Below are 14,555 nucleotides of genomic sequence, written 5' to 3' on the forward strand. Positions count from 1 at the left end.
ATCCCCGGTTTGGTCAGCCTGTGTCACGCGTTAGCGTATCTTGAGGGCTATCTTGGAAACCGGGGGATTATAGCTCCCCCACACCCCCACTTTTCTCTAAAATCGCAGTGGAGGCCAGGTCATGGAGGGCATCCGCAAGGCGGCGGAAAAAGCGATTTTGGAGTTTCTGGACCTCTTCCCCATGCCCAGGGGAAGCCTCTTCGTCCTGGGGGGGTCCACCAGCGAGGTCTTGGGGGAAAAGGTGGGAACGAAGCCCAGTCTCGAGGTGGCCGAAGCCATCCTCGAGGGGCTCCTTCCCCCTCTCCTCGAACGGGGGATATGGATAGCCGTCCAGGGATGCGAGCACCTGAACCGGGCCCTGGTGGTGGAAAGGGAGGCAGCCCGGACCTACAGCCTGGAGGAGGTCACCGTCTTCCCTCATCCCAAGGCGGGAGGGAGTCTGGCCACGGCCGCCTTTCTCCGCTTCCAGGACCCCGTGATGGTGGAATCCCTAAAGGCCCAAGCCCACGGGGGAATGGACATCGGGGGCGTTCTCATCGGCATGCACCTGCGGCCCGTGGCCGTACCCCTTAGGCTTTCCCTGCGCAGGATTGGCGAGGCAGTACTCATCGCCGCCAAAACCCGTCCCAAGCTGGTGGGCGGGGCCAGGGCGGTCTACACCCAGGAGGAGATGCTCAGGAAGCTGGAAGAATATCGGCAAAAGCTTCCCTGAAAAGGGCCGCCACCCCGAGGGCCTCGTAGCGGTTGTAATAACCCATAAGGGAAAGGCGGAATACCCTGCCCTTCAAGGGCCCCTGGCCCCCGGCGATCACCGCCTGCCTTCGGGCAAAGGCCTCCTTCACCTTCTGGTAGGAAACCCCTTCGGGCAGGTAAAAGGCGGCCACCGCCGGGCTTGGCACCTCGGGCAGAGGGCTTAATCCCAGCTCCGCCCCAACCCGGTACAGAAGGTCGTTCTGCCAGGCCTTTAAGGCCAGGTGTTCGGGAAGCTTGGGCAACACCTCCTCCAGCACCGCCGCCACCGCCCCCACCAGGTTGATGGCCGGGGTCCAGGCGCTTTCCCCTTCCCTCTGGGCTTTGAGCTCCCGGGAGAGGTTCAGGTAGTAGCCCCGGGGGCGCAAACGTTCCAAGGCCCAAGGGCTTAGGGCCACAAAACCCAGCCCTGGGGGGCACATGAGGCCCTTCTGGCTACCGGAGGCCGCGGCGTCCACTCCCCAGGCCTCGAGGGCCACCTCCCGTACCAGCAAGCTGGTCACCATGTCGGCCCCCACCAGACCCTCGGGGTTGGCCTCCTTAAAGGCTCTTGCCAGGGCGGGCAGGTCCACCATGGCCCCGGTGGAGGTCTCCGAGTGAACCAGCAGTAGCCCTTGGTAACCGGGCCGGGCCACCTGCTCTGGGCCAGGCACCTCCCCGTAGGGGAGGTCCAAGCGATCCACCTCAAGCCCTGCGCTCTCGGCAATCTCGGCAAAACGCTCGGAAAACTTCCCGTAAACCGGCACCAACACCCTTTCCCCGGGAGCGAAGAGGTTCCACACCAAAGCCTCCATGGCCAGGGTGCCGCTTCCCGTGAGGATCAGGACCTCCCCTTGGGTTTGAAAGGCTTGTTGGAGAAGGTTTCTAGCCCTTAGGAAAAGCTCCCGGGCCGGCTCCGTACGGTGGTGGAGCTGGGGACGGCTAAGGGCCTCCAACGCCTTGGGGTGAAGGCGAACCGGTCCAGGGGTGAGGAGCCACTCCATGGGAAAAGTTTAGCGTAAGAAGCCTCCCACTAAGCGCTGGACCATTCGGCCAGTGAGAAGCAAGAGCCCGTGGAGAATGGCCCCCGGCCTAGGCGGGTCTCCCGGCACGTAGACATCCACGGGCACCACCTTATCCACCCCCGCCAGCACCTCTTGGCTTTCCGCAAAGACCCCGCCCGAAATGGCCTCGTTCCCCACAGCCACCACCCCTTTGGGCTCCGGCATGGCCTCGTAGGTGCGCCTTAGGGCCTCGGCCATGTTGCGGCTCACGGGGCCCGTGACCAGAAGGGCGTCCGCGTGCCGGGGCGAAGCCACCACCTGGAACCCAAAGCGGCCCATGTCGTTAAAAGGATTGCCAAGAAGGGCGATCTCCGAGTCGGCAATGCCTGTGCCCCCGGCGCTCACCTCGCGAAAGGCCAGGGTAGGTAGGCGAAGCTCTGTCCGAGGGGAAGGGGGAGGGCCTGGGTCCAGAAACCCTCCCCTGTCCAGGTCCACCCGCTGGACCAGGTCCTCCCGCCGGGTCACGGCCACCTCGAGGCGCTTTACCTCCTCCACCGCCTCTGGGCGGCCCAGAACACACCGGCCACATCCCACGCACCGGGCCAGGTCCAGCTGGAAAACCCCGCCCTCCTCCCGGAAGGCCCCGCTCGGGCAGAGGCGAAGGAGGTGGGCCCGGGCCTTGAAGAACTCCGCCTTGTAGCGGTGGAGGGTGCTAGGCATACTTCTTCCTTTGGCTATATGCATATAGCCACATACTTCCAACCTTAGGCCTCTTCGCCCCCCCCCTGTCAACATCCCCACGTGGTATCATGTCCCGCCGGCGGCCCCTTTATGCCAGAGCCCATGTTTCGCCTCCGCTACCGAAGCCCAGGGCAGGAAACCCTCCTGCTTCCCCTGCCCCAAAGCCTTCCCGGGCAGAAAGTGGGGGACCTCTTCCTCTCCCGGCGGCCCGAGGAGGTGTACGAGGCCCAGGGGAACCTCCTGGCCCGCTTTTCCCTCTCCGAGGGGGAGATCCTCGAGGTGCGCTTCCCCTTGAAGACCGAACCCCTGAAGCACCTCCCCCCCTGGGGGAAAACCCTCCTCTTTGAACCCCCGGAGGCCTGGCCCGGCATCCTGGCCCACAAGGGACACAAGGTAGAAAGGGCCTTTGGCTTTCTCCTCTCCGGCCAACCCCACGCCTGGTACCTGGTGGACGGGCTTCCCCTGGATCCCCTTCTCTACCAAACCCTCCAGGAAAACCCCACCCACCTCCTCCCCTTGGGGGTAGCCCCCGAGCCCCACCTCTACCTGGGGGGGCACGAGGGGAAAAGACTTCTCCTTTTAAGAACCCCCTGGCCAGGAGGGGAGGAACCCCTGTGGCAAGAGCTCCACCCCCTGGGGTTCCAACCCCTGCCCTTCCTTCGGGGCCTGGCCTTCGCCAGCCTGGGGGTTTCCGCCCTGGGCCTGGCCACCGGTCCTTGGTTCTACCTTCCCTACCTGGGGGCGCTGATCCTGCAGCAGGGGCCTGCCCTCAAAAAGCTTTTCCTGCGCACCCCGCGCCACGTTTTGGAAAGCCTGTTCTTCCACGCCTTCGCCCTTTCCGTAACGGTAAACCCCAGGCCGGAGCTCGGCCTGGGGTACCTGGCGCTCTTCCTCTGGAACCGGCTTAGGCCTTCCGCCGCAACTCCGAAAGAATCTCCCGAAGAAGCTTGACCTCCTCTGGTGGCTCGGGAGGAGGGGGTGGGGCCGTCTCCTCCGCCTTCTTGCGCCGCTTTTCAATCTCCTGCATGGGCACCACGATCAAGAAGTAGATGGCCGCCCCCACCACCAGGAAGTTCACCACGGCGTTGATAAACTTCCCCAAGGCGATGGGCCCCAGCTTGATGGCGGAAAAATCCGGCGCCCCTCCCAAAGCCCCGATCAAGGGGGTGAGGATATCCGCCACCAAGGAGTTCACCACCTGGCCGAAGGCCCCACCGATGACCACGGCCACCGCCAGGTCCACCACGTTGCCCCGCATGATGAAATCCCTAAAACCCTTCAACATACGTACCTCCTTGCACGCTCCCTAACGCCAAACCCGGTCCGAGTTCCTGGACCGACGGCCACCCTACCCGCTCCCTTTGAAAATCTTGTGAAAAGAACCCTCGCCTGAAAGGCCAACCCCGCCCTTCTCCTGCCTTCCAGACCTGGCCCGCTTTGGGAAAGACCCTCACCGAAGGGAGAAGCCCAGGCGGTATATAATGCCCCCGAACCCCCGATGGGCCAAGGTCAGCCCGAAGGGCTGCCTTGCGGGCTCAAAGCGCGGGGCCTAGGAGGTAAAGCATGGCCAAGGTTAGGCTGGAGCACGTTTGGAAGCGCTTCGGCAAGGTAGTGGCGGTCAAGGACTTCAACCTGGAAACCGAGGACGGGGAGTTCGTGGTCTTCGTGGGGCCTTCGGGCTGCGGCAAGACCACCACCCTGCGGATGATCGCCGGCCTCGAGGAAATCTCCGAGGGCCGCATCTACATCGGTGACCGCCTGGTGAACGACGTGCCTCCCAAGGACCGGGATATCGCCATGGTCTTCCAGAACTACGCCCTATACCCCCACATGAACGTCTACGAGAACATGGCCTTCGGCCTGCGCTTAAGGCGCTACCCCAAGGACGAGATTGACCGCCGGGTGAAGGAAGCCGCCCGCATCCTTAAGATTGAGCACCTCTTGAACCGCAAACCCCGGGAGCTCTCCGGCGGCCAGCGCCAGCGGGTGGCCATGGGCCGGGCCATCGTGCGGGAGCCCAAGGTCTTCCTCATGGACGAGCCCCTTTCCAACCTGGACGCCAAGCTCCGGGTGGAGATGCGGGCGGAGATCGCCAAGTTGCAAAGGCGGCTTGGGGTCACCACCATCTACGTGACCCACGACCAGGTGGAGGCCATGACCCTGGGCCACCGCATCGTGGTCATGAAGGATGGGGAGATCCAGCAGGTGGACACTCCCCTAAACCTCTACGACTTCCCCGCCAACCGGTTCGTGGCGGGCTTCATCGGTAGCCCCTCCATGAACTTCATCCGCGCCCAGGTGGAGGTACAGGGGGAGAAGGTTTACCTGGTGGCCCCGGGCTTCCGGGTCCGGGCCAACCCCATCCTGGCCCAGGCCCTGAGACCCTACGGGGGCAAAGAGGTCTGGATGGGCATCCGCCCCGAGCACCTGGGCCTGAAGGGCTACACGGTGATTCCCGAGGAGGAAAACGTCATCCGGGGCGAGGTGGATGTGGCCGAGCCCCTGGGGGCGGAAACCGAGATCCACGTGAGCGTGGACGGCACGGTCCTGGTGGCCAAGGTGGACGGCCACGCTCCGGTGAAGCCCGGGGATAGGGTGGAGCTTCTGGCCGACACCTCCCGCCTCCATGCCTTTGACGTGGAAAGCGACCAGACCATCGGCCACGCCCAGGAACGGGAAGCGGTGGCCCGCTAGGAATAGGCCTTTGGGCGGGGGATGCCCTCCCCCGCCCTTATCATGGAGGGGTGAGCCGGCGGGATAAGCCCTTCATCATAGGCATCGCTGGGGGAAGCGCCAGCGGCAAAACCACCCTGGCCCGCTCCCTGGCTAAGGCCTTGGGGGAACGGGTGGCCCTGCTCCCCATGGACCACTACTACCGGGATCTTTCCCACGTGGCCTTCCCGGAGCGCCTCCAAGCCAACTACGACCACCCGGAGGCCTTTGACCTTCCCCTCTATCTTGAGCACGTGCACGCCCTTCTTTCCGGGCAGGCGGTGGAAATGCCCCTTTACGACTTCCGGGCCTATACCCGAAGCCCGAAGACGGAAAGGGTCCTGCCCGCTCCCGTCGTCATCCTCGAGGGCATCCTGGTCCTCTACCCCGAACCCCTAAGGGCCCTTATGGACCTCAAGGTCTTCGTGGATGCGGACGCCGACGAGCGTTTCATCCGACGGTTGGAGCGGGACGTCCAGGAACGAGGACGTAGCCTGGAAAGCGTGGTGCGCCAGTACTTGGAAAAGGTAAAACCCATGCACCTGGCCTTCGTGGAACCCACCAAGCGGCATGCGGACGTGATCCTGCCCGGTGGCGGGCAGAACCCGGTAGCCTTGGAGATGCTCAAGGCCAAGGCCTTGGCCCGCCTGGCGGAGATGGGGGTAGCATGAAAAGGTTCCTCCACCTTCTCCTCCTCCTGGCCCTGGTGCCCTCCCTCCTGGCCCTTCCACCCCGCCTGCGGGCGGAGCGGCCAGGTCCCGTGGTGCTACTCCTGGATGCGGAAGCCCTGCGGGAGGAAGCCCAAAGCCAAGGGAAAAGCCTTCTAGAGGTGCTGGAGTCCTACCGCCCCCTGGGGGTCAGAGGGGTGGCCTTCCCGGAACGGCTTGTGAAGGACTGGGTGGGGCAAGGGGAACTTCTTTACCGGAGCGGGAGGGAGCTTTTGGAAGCGGGGCTACCCGCCAAACCCAACTGGTACTACCTCCGGGGCAACCGGGAGCTTCTGGAGCTCTTACAGGCGGCCTATGACCTTCCCCACGAATGGGTGGGTCCTTGGCTGGGCTTCCCCCTGGATGTCCAGGCCTTCCCTGCCTTTTATCCCTTGGAGGAGGTCCGGGCTGCCAAGGAAGCTGGGTTTTTCGTGGCGGTCCGCCCCATCAACCAGCGTTACCGCCGCCTGGATGCTTCCCTGCCCATCGTTCCCAAGGAGGCGGACGCCGTGGTCTTCGCTGGCCTCGAGGCCCTGGGCTACCCCTACCGCCTGGAGGAAGCCCAAGAGCGGGTCCCGGTACCCGTGGCCCTCATTGAGGGCACGCCCCAGCCCGGGCTTGCCGCCTACCGGGAAAAGGGCATCCTGAGGCTTTTCAGCCTACGGTACGAGTGGCAGCTCACCCTGACCCCCGAGGAAGCCGCGGACAAGTACGTTTTGGCCGCCAGGGAACGGGGGCACCAGCTCCTTTACTTAAGGCCCTACCCCTACCGGCAGGACACGGAGCGCCTCCTAGCGCGGATCCAGGAGGGGCTCGCGGCTAGCGGCATCCCCCTGGGTCACCCCAAGCCCCGGGAGTTCACCCCTAGCCCCCTTCGCCACGCCGCCTGGGTGGGGGTGGTTGCGGGCTTGGGCCTTCTGGCCCTGGGGCTTTCCGTCTACGGACCCCTGGTGGCCTTCCTCCTCCTGCTCCTGGCCCTGGGCTATGCGGGAAGCCAAGCCGGGGCCCTTTTGGCCGCCTTGGTCTTCCCCGTGCTGGGCTTTTTGGGTCCCCGGAATGGCCTCTGGATGTGGCTTCGCACCCTGGGCTACGCCCTGGCCGGGACGGTTTTCCTCTCGGCCCTGGGCTCCACCCCGGAGACCATCCTGGGGCTTCAGGCCTTCAAGGGCGTTTCCCTCACCCTCCTGGTGCCTCCCCTCCTGGTGGCCCTCAGCTTCCTGGACAGGAACTACAAGGAAACCCTGACCCGGCTTTTCCTGCATCCCCTGCGCCTGGGGGAGGTGGCCCTGGCAGGGATGGCCCTCGCCCTTCTCCTGTTGGCTCTCCTGCGCCGGGGCAACGAGGCCCCCTTGGTCCCGGACCTGGAGCTAAAGCTTAGGAGCCTCCTCCAGGACCTCATGGTGCGCCCCCGCTTCAAGGAGGTCTTCGGCCACGCCCTCTTCCCCCTGGCCCTCCTCCTTCCCTGGCCGAGGTGGGTGCAAAACAGCATGCTCTTCCTGGCCGCCCTCGGGGTGGCCTCCATCCTGAACACCTTCAGCCACTTCCACACCCCCCTTCCTATCTCCTTCTTCAGGGTGGTGAACGGGGCGCTTTTGGGCGTTTCCCTCGGGCTTCTCGGGGTTATGCTGGTAAGGAGGCTTCGGGCATGGTGGTTGGAGTAGCGGGGTACTACGGGTTTAAAAACGCCGGGGACGAGGCCATCCTCGAGGCCATCGCCCGGGAGCTGAAGGCCCGGGGGCACCAGGTTCTCGCCCTTTCCGGCGATCCCAAACAGACCGCCAAGGAGCACGGGATCCGGGCCGCCTATCGCCTAAACCCCTTGGCCCTTCTCCAGGCGGACCTCTGGCTTTTGGGGGGCGGAGGGCTTTTGCAGGACGCCACCAGCTCCCTAAGCCTTCTTTACTACCTGTCCGTGCTCCGGACTGCCCGCTTCTTCCGCAAGAGGGTGGTGGTATTCAACCAGTCCCTCGGCCCCCTCACCCCCTGGGGGGAAAAGCAGGTGAAACGGGCCTTGCGGGGCGTGCCCATAATCCTTCGCGACCAGGATTCCTGGGAATACGCCAAGAACCTCGGCCTTTCCCCCGCCTTGGGTGCCGACCCTGCCCTCCTCCTCACCCCGCCCCCTGTAAAGCGGGAAGAGGACCTGGTTCTCGTCATTCCTCGGGCTGGGGTGGACCAGGAAGCCCTCACCAACCTCTACATCACCGCCAACCACCTGGTGCACGAGGGAAAAAGGGTGCTGGTCCTCCTCCTCCAACCCGGATACGACGACGAGGTCATCGAGATCTTCCGCCTGCACCGGGTGGAGAAGACCGCCGATCCCAGGCGGGTCCTCTACCTGGCCGCCCAGGCGGGGTACGTGATCTCCATGCGCCTGCACGGCCTCATCCTGGCGGCGGCGGCGGGCACCCCCTTCGCCGCCCTTTCCTACGACCCCAAGGTGGCCGCCTTCGCCAAGGAAACCGGGGCCTACTACCAGGAGCTCCCCGGCGACCCCATCAAGCTCTCCAAGGCGGCCGTGTACGGGCGCTACCCCGACTGGGAAAAGGTGGAAGCCCTAAAGGAGCGGGCCCGGCAGAGCTTTGACCTGGCCCTGGGGGAAGCCAGCCTGGTCAAAAAGACCCACGGACGCGGTTCAAGCGGCCCCTAAGCCCCTGGGCAAAGGCCTCCAGGTCCCGAAGGGCCTCCTCCACCTCCTGCCGGAGGAGGAACTCCCCCGGGGAGAGGCGCTTGAGCACGAGGAAGGGAGGCTGGGAAAGCACCTCCACCCCCTGGCGCACCACCTCGGGGATGAGGCCTTCCTCCACGGCCTCCGCCTCCAGATCCGCCAGCAAAAACACCTCCCCCATGGACTTGCGGGAAAGCAAAAGGAGGAAGGCAGCGAAGGCCCCGCGCTCGGAAAGCTCGGCCACCAGCCGGTCCTCCAGGGACTCCACCGCCTCGAGGTCCACAAAACCTTCCCGAAGAAGGTCCTCCAGGTCCAAAGGCGAAAGGGGAAAGCGGGCCTTAAGGCGCACCAGGCGGCTCACCGCCTCCGGGGAAAGGTATCCCACTCCCTCCGGCACCCCTTCCTTCTGGGATTCCGGCGCCAGGATAACCACGTACGCCCCTTGCTGGCGGTAGGACTTGAGCAGGCTGGGCTCCCCTTCCCCCGGACGCAGCAGCACCAGAAGCACTTGGCGGCGCCCCAAGGGGGCTTTGTACACCCACGGCGGGCCGCCTTCCAGGAGAAAGCCAAGCAGCCTCAAGTCCTCGGTAACCCCAGGGGGCTCCAAGGTCCTTTGCGGCTCGTTGGGGAAAAGCACCTCCTTGGGATAGGGTGTCACCCGCACCCGCCGCTTCTCCGGCCTGGGATCCCCTGCCTCCTTGGATTCCCTCCCGGAAGCAGCCGGCCTCGCCTCCCGCCTCTCGGGCTGGGCAGGCTCCCTGGACTCCGCCTGCCCAAGCCGGGGGAGGCCCCTAGGGGTGGCCTTAAGCTCCACTTCCTCCCCGCGGAAGTGGAGAAGGATGGTCTCGTTCGCGGCGAGGCGGCGCTTTTGATAGTAGGGCAGAAGCCCCCGCACCACCCCCTGTTTCCAGTCCACCTCCACCTCGTACACCTCCCCATCCTCGTCCACGAAGCGCACCCGCTCCTTGCCGAGGAGATGCTGGCGGAGGGAGACGGTTAAGGTCATGGTTCCCGTTTGAATACAGGTGCTGGTCAGCACATAGCGTGCGGTCATATCACCTCCCGAGGTCCACCAAGGGACGGGGAATCCCTGAAGTAAGCATATAATACACCTCGTAGGCCACGGCAAGGGTACGCTCCACATCCCCAAGGGCCCGGTGGGCTTCCCTGGGAGGAAGCTCCAGGACCTGGGAAAGAGCGTCCAGGCCGTAGCGCCTGAGGCCAGGCATGGCCCTTTTGGCCAGGCGGAGGGTGTCTACCACCGGGTTCTCCAGGGAATAGCCCATGCCCTCCAGGGCGGGCCGCAGGAACCCCAGGTCAAAGCTGGCGTTTTGGATGACCAAGGTGGCCCCCCGCAAGAGGGGATAGGCCTTCTCCAGAACCTCCTCGAGGGAAGGAGCCTCCTCCAGCTCCCAAGCGCGAATCCCCGTAAGCCTCTCGATAAAGGGGCTGGGAGGGCGGCTTGGGCGCACCAGGCTCTGAAAGCTCCTGCGCTCTCCCTGCTCCAGCCGCACCAAGCCCACTTCGATCACCTCGTTGAGGCCGGGGGAAAGCCCGGTGGTCTCCAGGTCCAAGACCACCACCGCCTCCCCGGAATAGGGGAAAGGGTAGTGCCACTCCCAAAGCCCCACCTCCTCCCCCAAGCGGAAGCGCCCGTCCAAGAGGGGCCGCACCACGGGCTCCACCGGACCCCTTAGCCCCAGGGCCTCCCCCAGGGCGGGAAGGGGCAAGGGCCTGCCCTCGGCCCTAAGCCTTCGGGCCAGGCGGGTGGCCAGGCGGTGGCGAAAGAAAGCCTCCACTACAAAGCCTCGCCCAAAGGGGTACGAAGGAAAACCCGGTCGGTAGCCTCCTCAAAAGCCAAGGCCGCCTGCAGGAGGAGTTCATCCCTCGACCAGGGAGCGAAAAGCTGAAGGCCAACAGGAAGGCCATCCTCAAAGCCGGCTGGGAAGGATAGAGCGGGAAGGCCCGCCAGGTTAGCCCCCACGGTGTAGAGGTCCTCCCGGTACATGGCCAAGGGATCGGGCCTGCCTCCCAGGAGAAAGGCGGGATGGGGGGTGGTGGGGAGGAGGAGGAGGTCCACCTCCTGAAAAAGGGCTTGGGCCTCCGCCTTAAGCCGCCTGCGGAAGGCCTGGGCCCGGCCGTAGTAGGCCTCGTAGTACCCACTGGAAAGCACAAAGGTGCCCACCAGGATGCGGCGCTTCACCTCGAGGCCAAATCGGGCCCGCGTCTCCTCCAGCACCCGCCACAGCTCCTCCCCTTCGGCCCGATAGCCGAAAAGGGTCCCGTCGTAACGGGCCAGGTTGGAACTGGCCTCGGCGGGGGCCAGGATGTAGTAGGCGTTTAAGGCCAGGGGCAGGGAAGGCCAGGAGACCTCCTTCACCTGAAGGCCAAGCCCCCGGAAAACCTCCAAGGCCTGCCGCAAAGCCCCCTCTACCCCGGGGCTATTCCCGGAAAGGGCCTCCCGCACCACCCCAAGCCGCAAGGAGGGCAGGGGCTCCGCCAAGGCCTCCTGAAACCGGGGCTTCAGGTCCAGGCTGGTGGCGTCCAGGGGATCGGGACCGGAGATGGCGTCCATGACCAGGGCGAGATCCCGCACCGAGCGGGCCATGGGGCCGATCTGGTCCAGGCTCGAGGCGTAGGCGATAAGGCCATAGCGGCTTACCCGGCCATAGGTGGGTTTAAGGCCATAGATCCCGCAGAAGGCTGCAGGCTGGCGCACGCTTCCCCCGGTATCCGACCCCAAGGCCAAAGGCGCCAGATCCGCCGCCACTGCCACCGCGCTTCCCCCGCTGGACCCCCCGGGCACCCGGGTGGGGTCAAAGGGATTCCGGCTGGGGAAAAAGGCGGAGTGCTCGGTGGAGGAACCCATCCCAAACTCGTCCAGGTTGGTCTTGCCTATGACCAGGGCGCCAAGGGCCTTTAGCCGGGCCACCGCCGTGGCCTCGTAAGGGGGCAGGAAACCCTGCAGAAGCCGGCTTCCCGCCGTGGTAGGGATTCCCTTGGTGACGATGTTGTCCTTAACGGCCACGACAAGCCCCGCAAGGGGAAGGGAAGGATCCAGGGAACGGGCCTCCTCCAGCACCCCCTCGTTTACCGTGAGGAAGGCTCCAAGGCCTGGGTCCAAGGAGCGGATCCGCTCCAGGTAAACCTGGGCCACCTCCAGGGGAGATACCTCCCCTTGCGCCACCTTGGCGCGGATCTCGTGGGCCAACATGCCCCTACTATAGCCCGAAGTGGAGATCAAACCAGTCCCGAAAGCCCCGGTAAGCCTCCTCCCCTCCCCTCGGCAAATAGGTGACGTCCCCGGGTTCGTGGCGGAACCAGGTGTACTGCCTTTTGGCGTAGGCCTTCACCGCCCGGATATCCCGGGCCAGGGCTTCCTCCAGGCTGTACGCACCCTGAAGGTACCCCACCACCTCCTTGTAGCCGATGGCCTGAAGGGCGGTCGGCATGGCGGGGTACCGCTCCAACAGGCGCTTCACCTCCTCCACCAGACCCCGGGCGAACTGGCACCTGGCCCTTTCCTCCAGTTTGGGAAAAAGCCAGGTGCGCTCAGGCCAGAGAACCAGTTTCCTGTAGGCGAACCGGGGTGGGCGAAGGGGAAAGCGGGCAGGGGGCGTTCCCGTGCGCCTTACTACCTCCAAAGCCCGCACCAGCCGCCTAGGGTTCCTATCCACCCGCAGGGCATCCTCCGGGCTAACCCGGGAAAGCTCGGCCACCAAGGCCTCAAGACCCCTTTCCTCGAGCTCCCGCCGAAGGGCCTCTTGGACCTCTGGATCGGGTGGGGGCAGGGTGGGAAGCCCCTGGGAAAGAGCCCGGATGTAGTACCCCGTCCCCCCAACCACCAAAGGCACCTTTCCCCGGGCCAGGATATCGGCGATGGCCGCCTCCGCCAGCTCCACCCAGCGCACCACGCTCAGGGCCTCGGAGGGCTCCAGGATGTCCACCAGGTGGTGGGGAACCCTTTGCCTTTCCTCCGGACTGGGCTTGTCCGTGCCGATGTCCAGGCCCCGATAGACCATGGTGGCGTCGGCGGAAACCACCTCGAGGGGAAGCTCCTCCCCAAGCCTCAAGGCCAGGAGGGTCTTCCCACTCCCCGTGGGGCCCGCCAGGACCGGGATCGCCTTCACATCCCTTATGCTAAGGGCATGCTGGAGCGCTTAGACCGCCTGGAGACCCTGCGCAAGCTGAAAGAGCTACAGGAGCGCATCGCCGAGCTGGCCTACCAGCTCACAGGGGAGGAACCCGCCGCCTGGACCCCCAAGGTGGACCTCCTCGAGGACGAGGACCACTACGTCCTCCTCGTGGACCTCCCCGGGGTGCGCCCCGAGGATTTGGAGCTTCTGGAGGAGGGAAGCCGCATCACCCTGGCCGGGATCCGCCATCCCCTGCCCGGGGTCTACCTCCTGGAGGAACGGCCCATGGGCACCTTCCGCCGCACCCTGGACCTGCCCAGCCCCATCGAGGAGGGCACCGCCCAGGCAAGCCTCCGGCAAGGGGTGTTGGAGGTGCGCTTCAAGAAGCGCAAAGGGGCTCCCCTGCCCCTCTCTCAGTAGCGCACCTGGTGGCAGGCCCGGCAACGGGGCTCGTAGTGCTCCTTGGCTCCCACCAGGATCACGGGGTCCGTGTAGCGGGCGGGCTTCCCGTTCACCAGGCGCTGCGTGCGGGTGGCAGGGGCTCCGCACTGGGCGCAGATGGCCGTAAGCTTCTCCACGAACTCCGCCCGGGCCAAAAGCTCGGGCATGAGGCCGAAGGGCTCACCCCGGAAGTCCAAATCCAGCCCCGCCAGGATCACCCGTACGCCCTGGCAGGCCAGATCCTCCGCCAGGGAGAGAAGGCCGGCATCCAAAAACTGGACCTCGTCCACCGTCACCACCTGGGGCAAGGGGGATAGGTACGCCTTGATTTCCCTGGCATCGCCCACGGGGATGGCCTCCACCCGCTGGCCGTCGTGGCTCACCACCTGGCTTTCGTGGTAGCGGGTGTCCAGCCGGGGCTTGAACACCAAAACCCGCTGCCGGGCGATGAGGGCCCGCTTGACCCTGCGGATGAGTTCCTCGCTCTTGCCCGAGAACATGGGCCCGGTGATAACCTCAATCCAACCCTGACGATGCAGTACCGGGGGCATCCTGGCCCAGATTCTACCCGGGCATAGGATATACTTTCTCCAAAATGTCGGCCTTGGACCGGGTTCGGAGGATGCTGGAGGAAGGCTCTGAGGGGAAGGCCCTGGTCTTTCTTTGCCAACTCTCCTCCCCTCAACCCCCACGAAGAGGCCCTGGCCCGCGCTTATGACGAATAGCGAGCGGAGGGAGCGATCCTGGGGAAGAGGGGACGATAAAAGCACACCTGCCCCATTCCCCATAGAAGTGCTGGGAATAAGCCGAAGGGAGCCGCCACGGGAAACCCTGTTCCTGACCCTAACCACGGAAACGGCGAGGCCTTAAAGGGCCTCGCCGGAGACCAAAAACCTGCCCTTACCGTCCCTTGCGGTAGGAACCCCCGTAGCGGCGCTGGAAGCGTTCCACGCGGCCTTCCGTGTCCACAAAGCGCTGCTGCCCCGTGTAGAAGGGGTGGCAGTTGCTGCACACTTCCACGTGGATCTCCGGGCGGGTGGAATAGGTGTGGATGACGTTGCCGCAACCGCAGATGATGCGGGCGGGAACCAGCTTGGGGTGGATGCCTTCCTTCACGTTTCGCCTCCTTTCGCACGGTCTTGGCCGTGCGCAAAACCATCTCCTACTCTACCAGGACCCCGGGGCATCCCGCAACCTCAAGGCGGGGGCAGGCGACGCCACCTGGGTCCGAAGAGGCGGCGGCGTAGCCGCTCCCAGGCCATCCAGAACACCCCTACCCCCACGCCCAAAACCGCCAGGAGCCAGAGAATCCCCAAAACCCCAAGCCCCACCAGGGCGAAAAAGAGGAGGAGAAGGGGCAGATACCAGGGAAGCCTCACGCCTTCACTTTACTCCCTAACTGGACTAGAATAAAGGA

Annotated in this window: 17 protein-coding genes; 7 read left to right on the forward strand and 10 right to left on the reverse strand. The window is 65.1% G+C overall.

From position 1 onward, the window contains the following. Nucleotides 1-121 precede the first annotated feature (121 nt). Nucleotides 122-712, forward strand: coding sequence for a TIGR01440 family protein (locus tag F604_RS0107455; RefSeq protein ID WP_015717304.1), 591 nt, complete (start codon nucleotides 122-124; stop codon nucleotides 710-712). On the opposite strand, the gene F604_RS0107460 is transcribed toward F604_RS0107455, so the two are convergent. After that, complete coding sequence (locus tag F604_RS0107460) at nucleotides 675-1,733, reverse strand: pyridoxal-phosphate-dependent aminotransferase family protein (RefSeq protein ID WP_019551104.1); 1,059 nt, start codon at nucleotides 1,731-1,733, stop codon at nucleotides 675-677. The genes F604_RS0107455 and F604_RS0107460 overlap by 38 nt on opposite strands. A gap of 9 nt (nucleotides 1,734-1,742) precedes the next feature. Then, nucleotides 1,743-2,453, reverse strand: a complete 711-nt coding sequence (locus F604_RS0107465; RefSeq protein WP_019551105.1) for an NADH-quinone oxidoreductase subunit B family protein — start codon at nucleotides 2,451-2,453, stop codon at nucleotides 1,743-1,745. 123 nt (nucleotides 2,454-2,576) lie between these two features. Here F604_RS0107465 and F604_RS0107470 point away from each other — a divergent pair, with 123 nt between their 5' ends. Beyond that, nucleotides 2,577-3,425 (forward strand): hypothetical protein, encoded by an 849-nt coding sequence (locus F604_RS0107470; RefSeq protein ID WP_019551106.1) that lies wholly within the window; start codon nucleotides 2,577-2,579, stop codon nucleotides 3,423-3,425. On the opposite strand, the gene mscL is transcribed toward F604_RS0107470, so the two are convergent. Then, nucleotides 3,379-3,759: a large conductance mechanosensitive channel protein MscL gene (mscL, locus tag F604_RS0107475; protein WP_019551107.1), complete on the reverse strand. Its 381-nt coding sequence runs from the start codon at nucleotides 3,757-3,759 to the stop codon at nucleotides 3,379-3,381. The two genes, F604_RS0107470 and mscL, sit on opposite strands and share 47 nt — an antisense overlap. A 278-nt stretch (nucleotides 3,760-4,037) precedes the next feature. Here mscL and F604_RS0107480 point away from each other — a divergent pair, with 278 nt between their 5' ends. The 4 genes from F604_RS0107480 to csaB are packed head-to-tail and all read left to right on the forward strand — an operon-like array spanning nucleotide 4,038 to nucleotide 8,543. Then, the gene (locus F604_RS0107480; protein WP_019551108.1) at nucleotides 4,038-5,168 is read left to right on the forward strand and encodes an ABC transporter ATP-binding protein; all 1,131 of its coding nucleotides are present in this window, start codon (nucleotides 4,038-4,040) and stop codon (nucleotides 5,166-5,168) included. A gap of 50 nt (nucleotides 5,169-5,218) precedes the next feature. Continuing rightward, nucleotides 5,219-5,857, forward strand: a complete 639-nt coding sequence (udk, locus tag F604_RS0107485) for a uridine kinase (RefSeq protein WP_015717316.1) — start codon at nucleotides 5,219-5,221, stop codon at nucleotides 5,855-5,857. Continuing rightward, a complete protein-coding gene (locus tag F604_RS0107490; RefSeq protein ID WP_019551109.1) occupies nucleotides 5,854-7,554 on the forward strand; it encodes a DUF5693 family protein in 1,701 nt (566 codons plus the stop codon). Before udk ends, F604_RS0107490 begins: the two co-directional genes overlap by 4 nt. Continuing rightward, complete coding sequence (csaB, locus tag F604_RS0107495) at nucleotides 7,539-8,543, forward strand: polysaccharide pyruvyl transferase CsaB (RefSeq protein WP_019551110.1); 1,005 nt, start codon at nucleotides 7,539-7,541, stop codon at nucleotides 8,541-8,543. The genes F604_RS0107490 and csaB overlap by 16 nt, the downstream gene beginning before the upstream one ends. On the opposite strand, the gene F604_RS0107500 is transcribed toward csaB, so the two are convergent. The 4 genes from F604_RS0107500 to miaA are packed head-to-tail and all read right to left on the reverse strand — an operon-like array spanning nucleotide 8,506 to nucleotide 12,691. Then, nucleotides 8,506-9,615: a hypothetical protein gene (locus F604_RS0107500; RefSeq protein WP_019551111.1), complete on the reverse strand. Its 1,110-nt coding sequence runs from the start codon at nucleotides 9,613-9,615 to the stop codon at nucleotides 8,506-8,508. The genes csaB and F604_RS0107500 overlap by 38 nt on opposite strands. Nucleotide 9,616: 1 nt before the next feature. Then, the gene (locus tag F604_RS0107505) at nucleotides 9,617-10,360 is read right to left on the reverse strand and encodes a 3'-5' exonuclease (protein ID WP_015717320.1); all 744 of its coding nucleotides are present in this window, start codon (nucleotides 10,358-10,360) and stop codon (nucleotides 9,617-9,619) included. Continuing rightward, nucleotides 10,360-11,775 carry an Asp-tRNA(Asn)/Glu-tRNA(Gln) amidotransferase subunit GatA gene (gene gatA / locus F604_RS0107510; protein WP_019551112.1) on the reverse strand — a complete coding sequence of 472 codons (1,416 nt, stop codon included), beginning with the start codon at nucleotides 11,773-11,775 and terminating at the stop codon, nucleotides 10,360-10,362. The genes F604_RS0107505 and gatA overlap by 1 nt, the downstream gene beginning before the upstream one ends. 7 nt (nucleotides 11,776-11,782) lie before the next feature. After that, on the reverse strand, nucleotides 11,783-12,691 hold the full coding sequence (gene miaA, locus F604_RS0107515; RefSeq protein ID WP_019551113.1) for a tRNA (adenosine(37)-N6)-dimethylallyltransferase MiaA: 909 nt from the start codon (nucleotides 12,689-12,691) through the stop codon (nucleotides 11,783-11,785). Nucleotides 12,692-12,709: 18 nt separating this feature from the next. Between miaA and F604_RS0107520 the strand changes: the two genes are divergently transcribed. Continuing rightward, a complete protein-coding gene (locus F604_RS0107520) occupies nucleotides 12,710-13,117 on the forward strand; it encodes an Hsp20/alpha crystallin family protein (protein ID WP_019551114.1) in 408 nt (135 codons plus the stop codon). On the opposite strand, the gene F604_RS0107525 is transcribed toward F604_RS0107520, so the two are convergent. The 3 genes from F604_RS0107525 to F604_RS0107535 all read right to left on the reverse strand — a co-directional run bounded on the left by F604_RS0107525 (nucleotide 13,111) and on the right by F604_RS0107535 (nucleotide 14,517). Then, on the reverse strand, nucleotides 13,111-13,689 hold the full coding sequence (locus tag F604_RS0107525) for a thymidine kinase (protein WP_026329053.1): 579 nt from the start codon (nucleotides 13,687-13,689) through the stop codon (nucleotides 13,111-13,113). The two genes, F604_RS0107520 and F604_RS0107525, sit on opposite strands and share 7 nt — an antisense overlap. Before the next feature lie 349 nt (nucleotides 13,690-14,038). Next, nucleotides 14,039-14,254 carry a 50S ribosomal protein L31 gene (rpmE, locus tag F604_RS0107530; protein ID WP_019551116.1) on the reverse strand — a complete coding sequence of 72 codons (216 nt, stop codon included), beginning with the start codon at nucleotides 14,252-14,254 and terminating at the stop codon, nucleotides 14,039-14,041. Nucleotides 14,255-14,334: 80 nt separating this feature from the next. Continuing rightward, nucleotides 14,335-14,517 (reverse strand): hypothetical protein, encoded by a 183-nt coding sequence (locus F604_RS0107535; RefSeq protein WP_019551117.1) that lies wholly within the window; start codon nucleotides 14,515-14,517, stop codon nucleotides 14,335-14,337. Nucleotides 14,518-14,555 lie beyond the last annotated feature (38 nt).

This window comes from Thermus scotoductus DSM 8553 (genome assembly GCF_000381045.1).
GTDB lineage: Bacteria > Deinococcota > Deinococci > Deinococcales > Thermaceae > Thermus > Thermus scotoductus.

Coding starts and splice junctions, on each gene's coding strand:
- F604_RS0107455 (WP_015717304.1), top strand. CDS start 122: ATGGAGGGCATCCGCAAGGCGGCGGAAAAAGCGATTTTGGAGTTTCTG.
- F604_RS0107460 (WP_019551104.1), bottom strand. CDS start 1,733: ATGGAGTGGCTCCTCACCCCTGGACCGGTTCGCCTTCACCCCAAGGCG.
- F604_RS0107465 (WP_019551105.1), bottom strand. CDS start 2,453: ATGCCTAGCACCCTCCACCGCTACAAGGCGGAGTTCTTCAAGGCCCGG.
- F604_RS0107470 (WP_019551106.1), top strand. CDS start 2,577: ATGTTTCGCCTCCGCTACCGAAGCCCAGGGCAGGAAACCCTCCTGCTT.
- mscL (WP_019551107.1), bottom strand. CDS start 3,759: ATGTTGAAGGGTTTTAGGGATTTCATCATGCGGGGCAACGTGGTGGAC.
- F604_RS0107480 (WP_019551108.1), top strand. CDS start 4,038: ATGGCCAAGGTTAGGCTGGAGCACGTTTGGAAGCGCTTCGGCAAGGTA.
- F604_RS0107490 (WP_019551109.1), top strand. CDS start 5,854: ATGAAAAGGTTCCTCCACCTTCTCCTCCTCCTGGCCCTGGTGCCCTCC.
- csaB (WP_019551110.1), top strand. CDS start 7,539: ATGGTGGTTGGAGTAGCGGGGTACTACGGGTTTAAAAACGCCGGGGAC.
- F604_RS0107500 (WP_019551111.1), bottom strand. CDS start 9,615: ATGACCGCACGCTATGTGCTGACCAGCACCTGTATTCAAACGGGAACC.
- gatA (WP_019551112.1), bottom strand. CDS start 11,775: ATGTTGGCCCACGAGATCCGCGCCAAGGTGGCGCAAGGGGAGGTATCT.
- F604_RS0107520 (WP_019551114.1), top strand. CDS start 12,710: ATGCTGGAGCGCTTAGACCGCCTGGAGACCCTGCGCAAGCTGAAAGAG.
- F604_RS0107525 (WP_026329053.1), bottom strand. CDS start 13,689: ATGCCCCCGGTACTGCATCGTCAGGGTTGGATTGAGGTTATCACCGGG.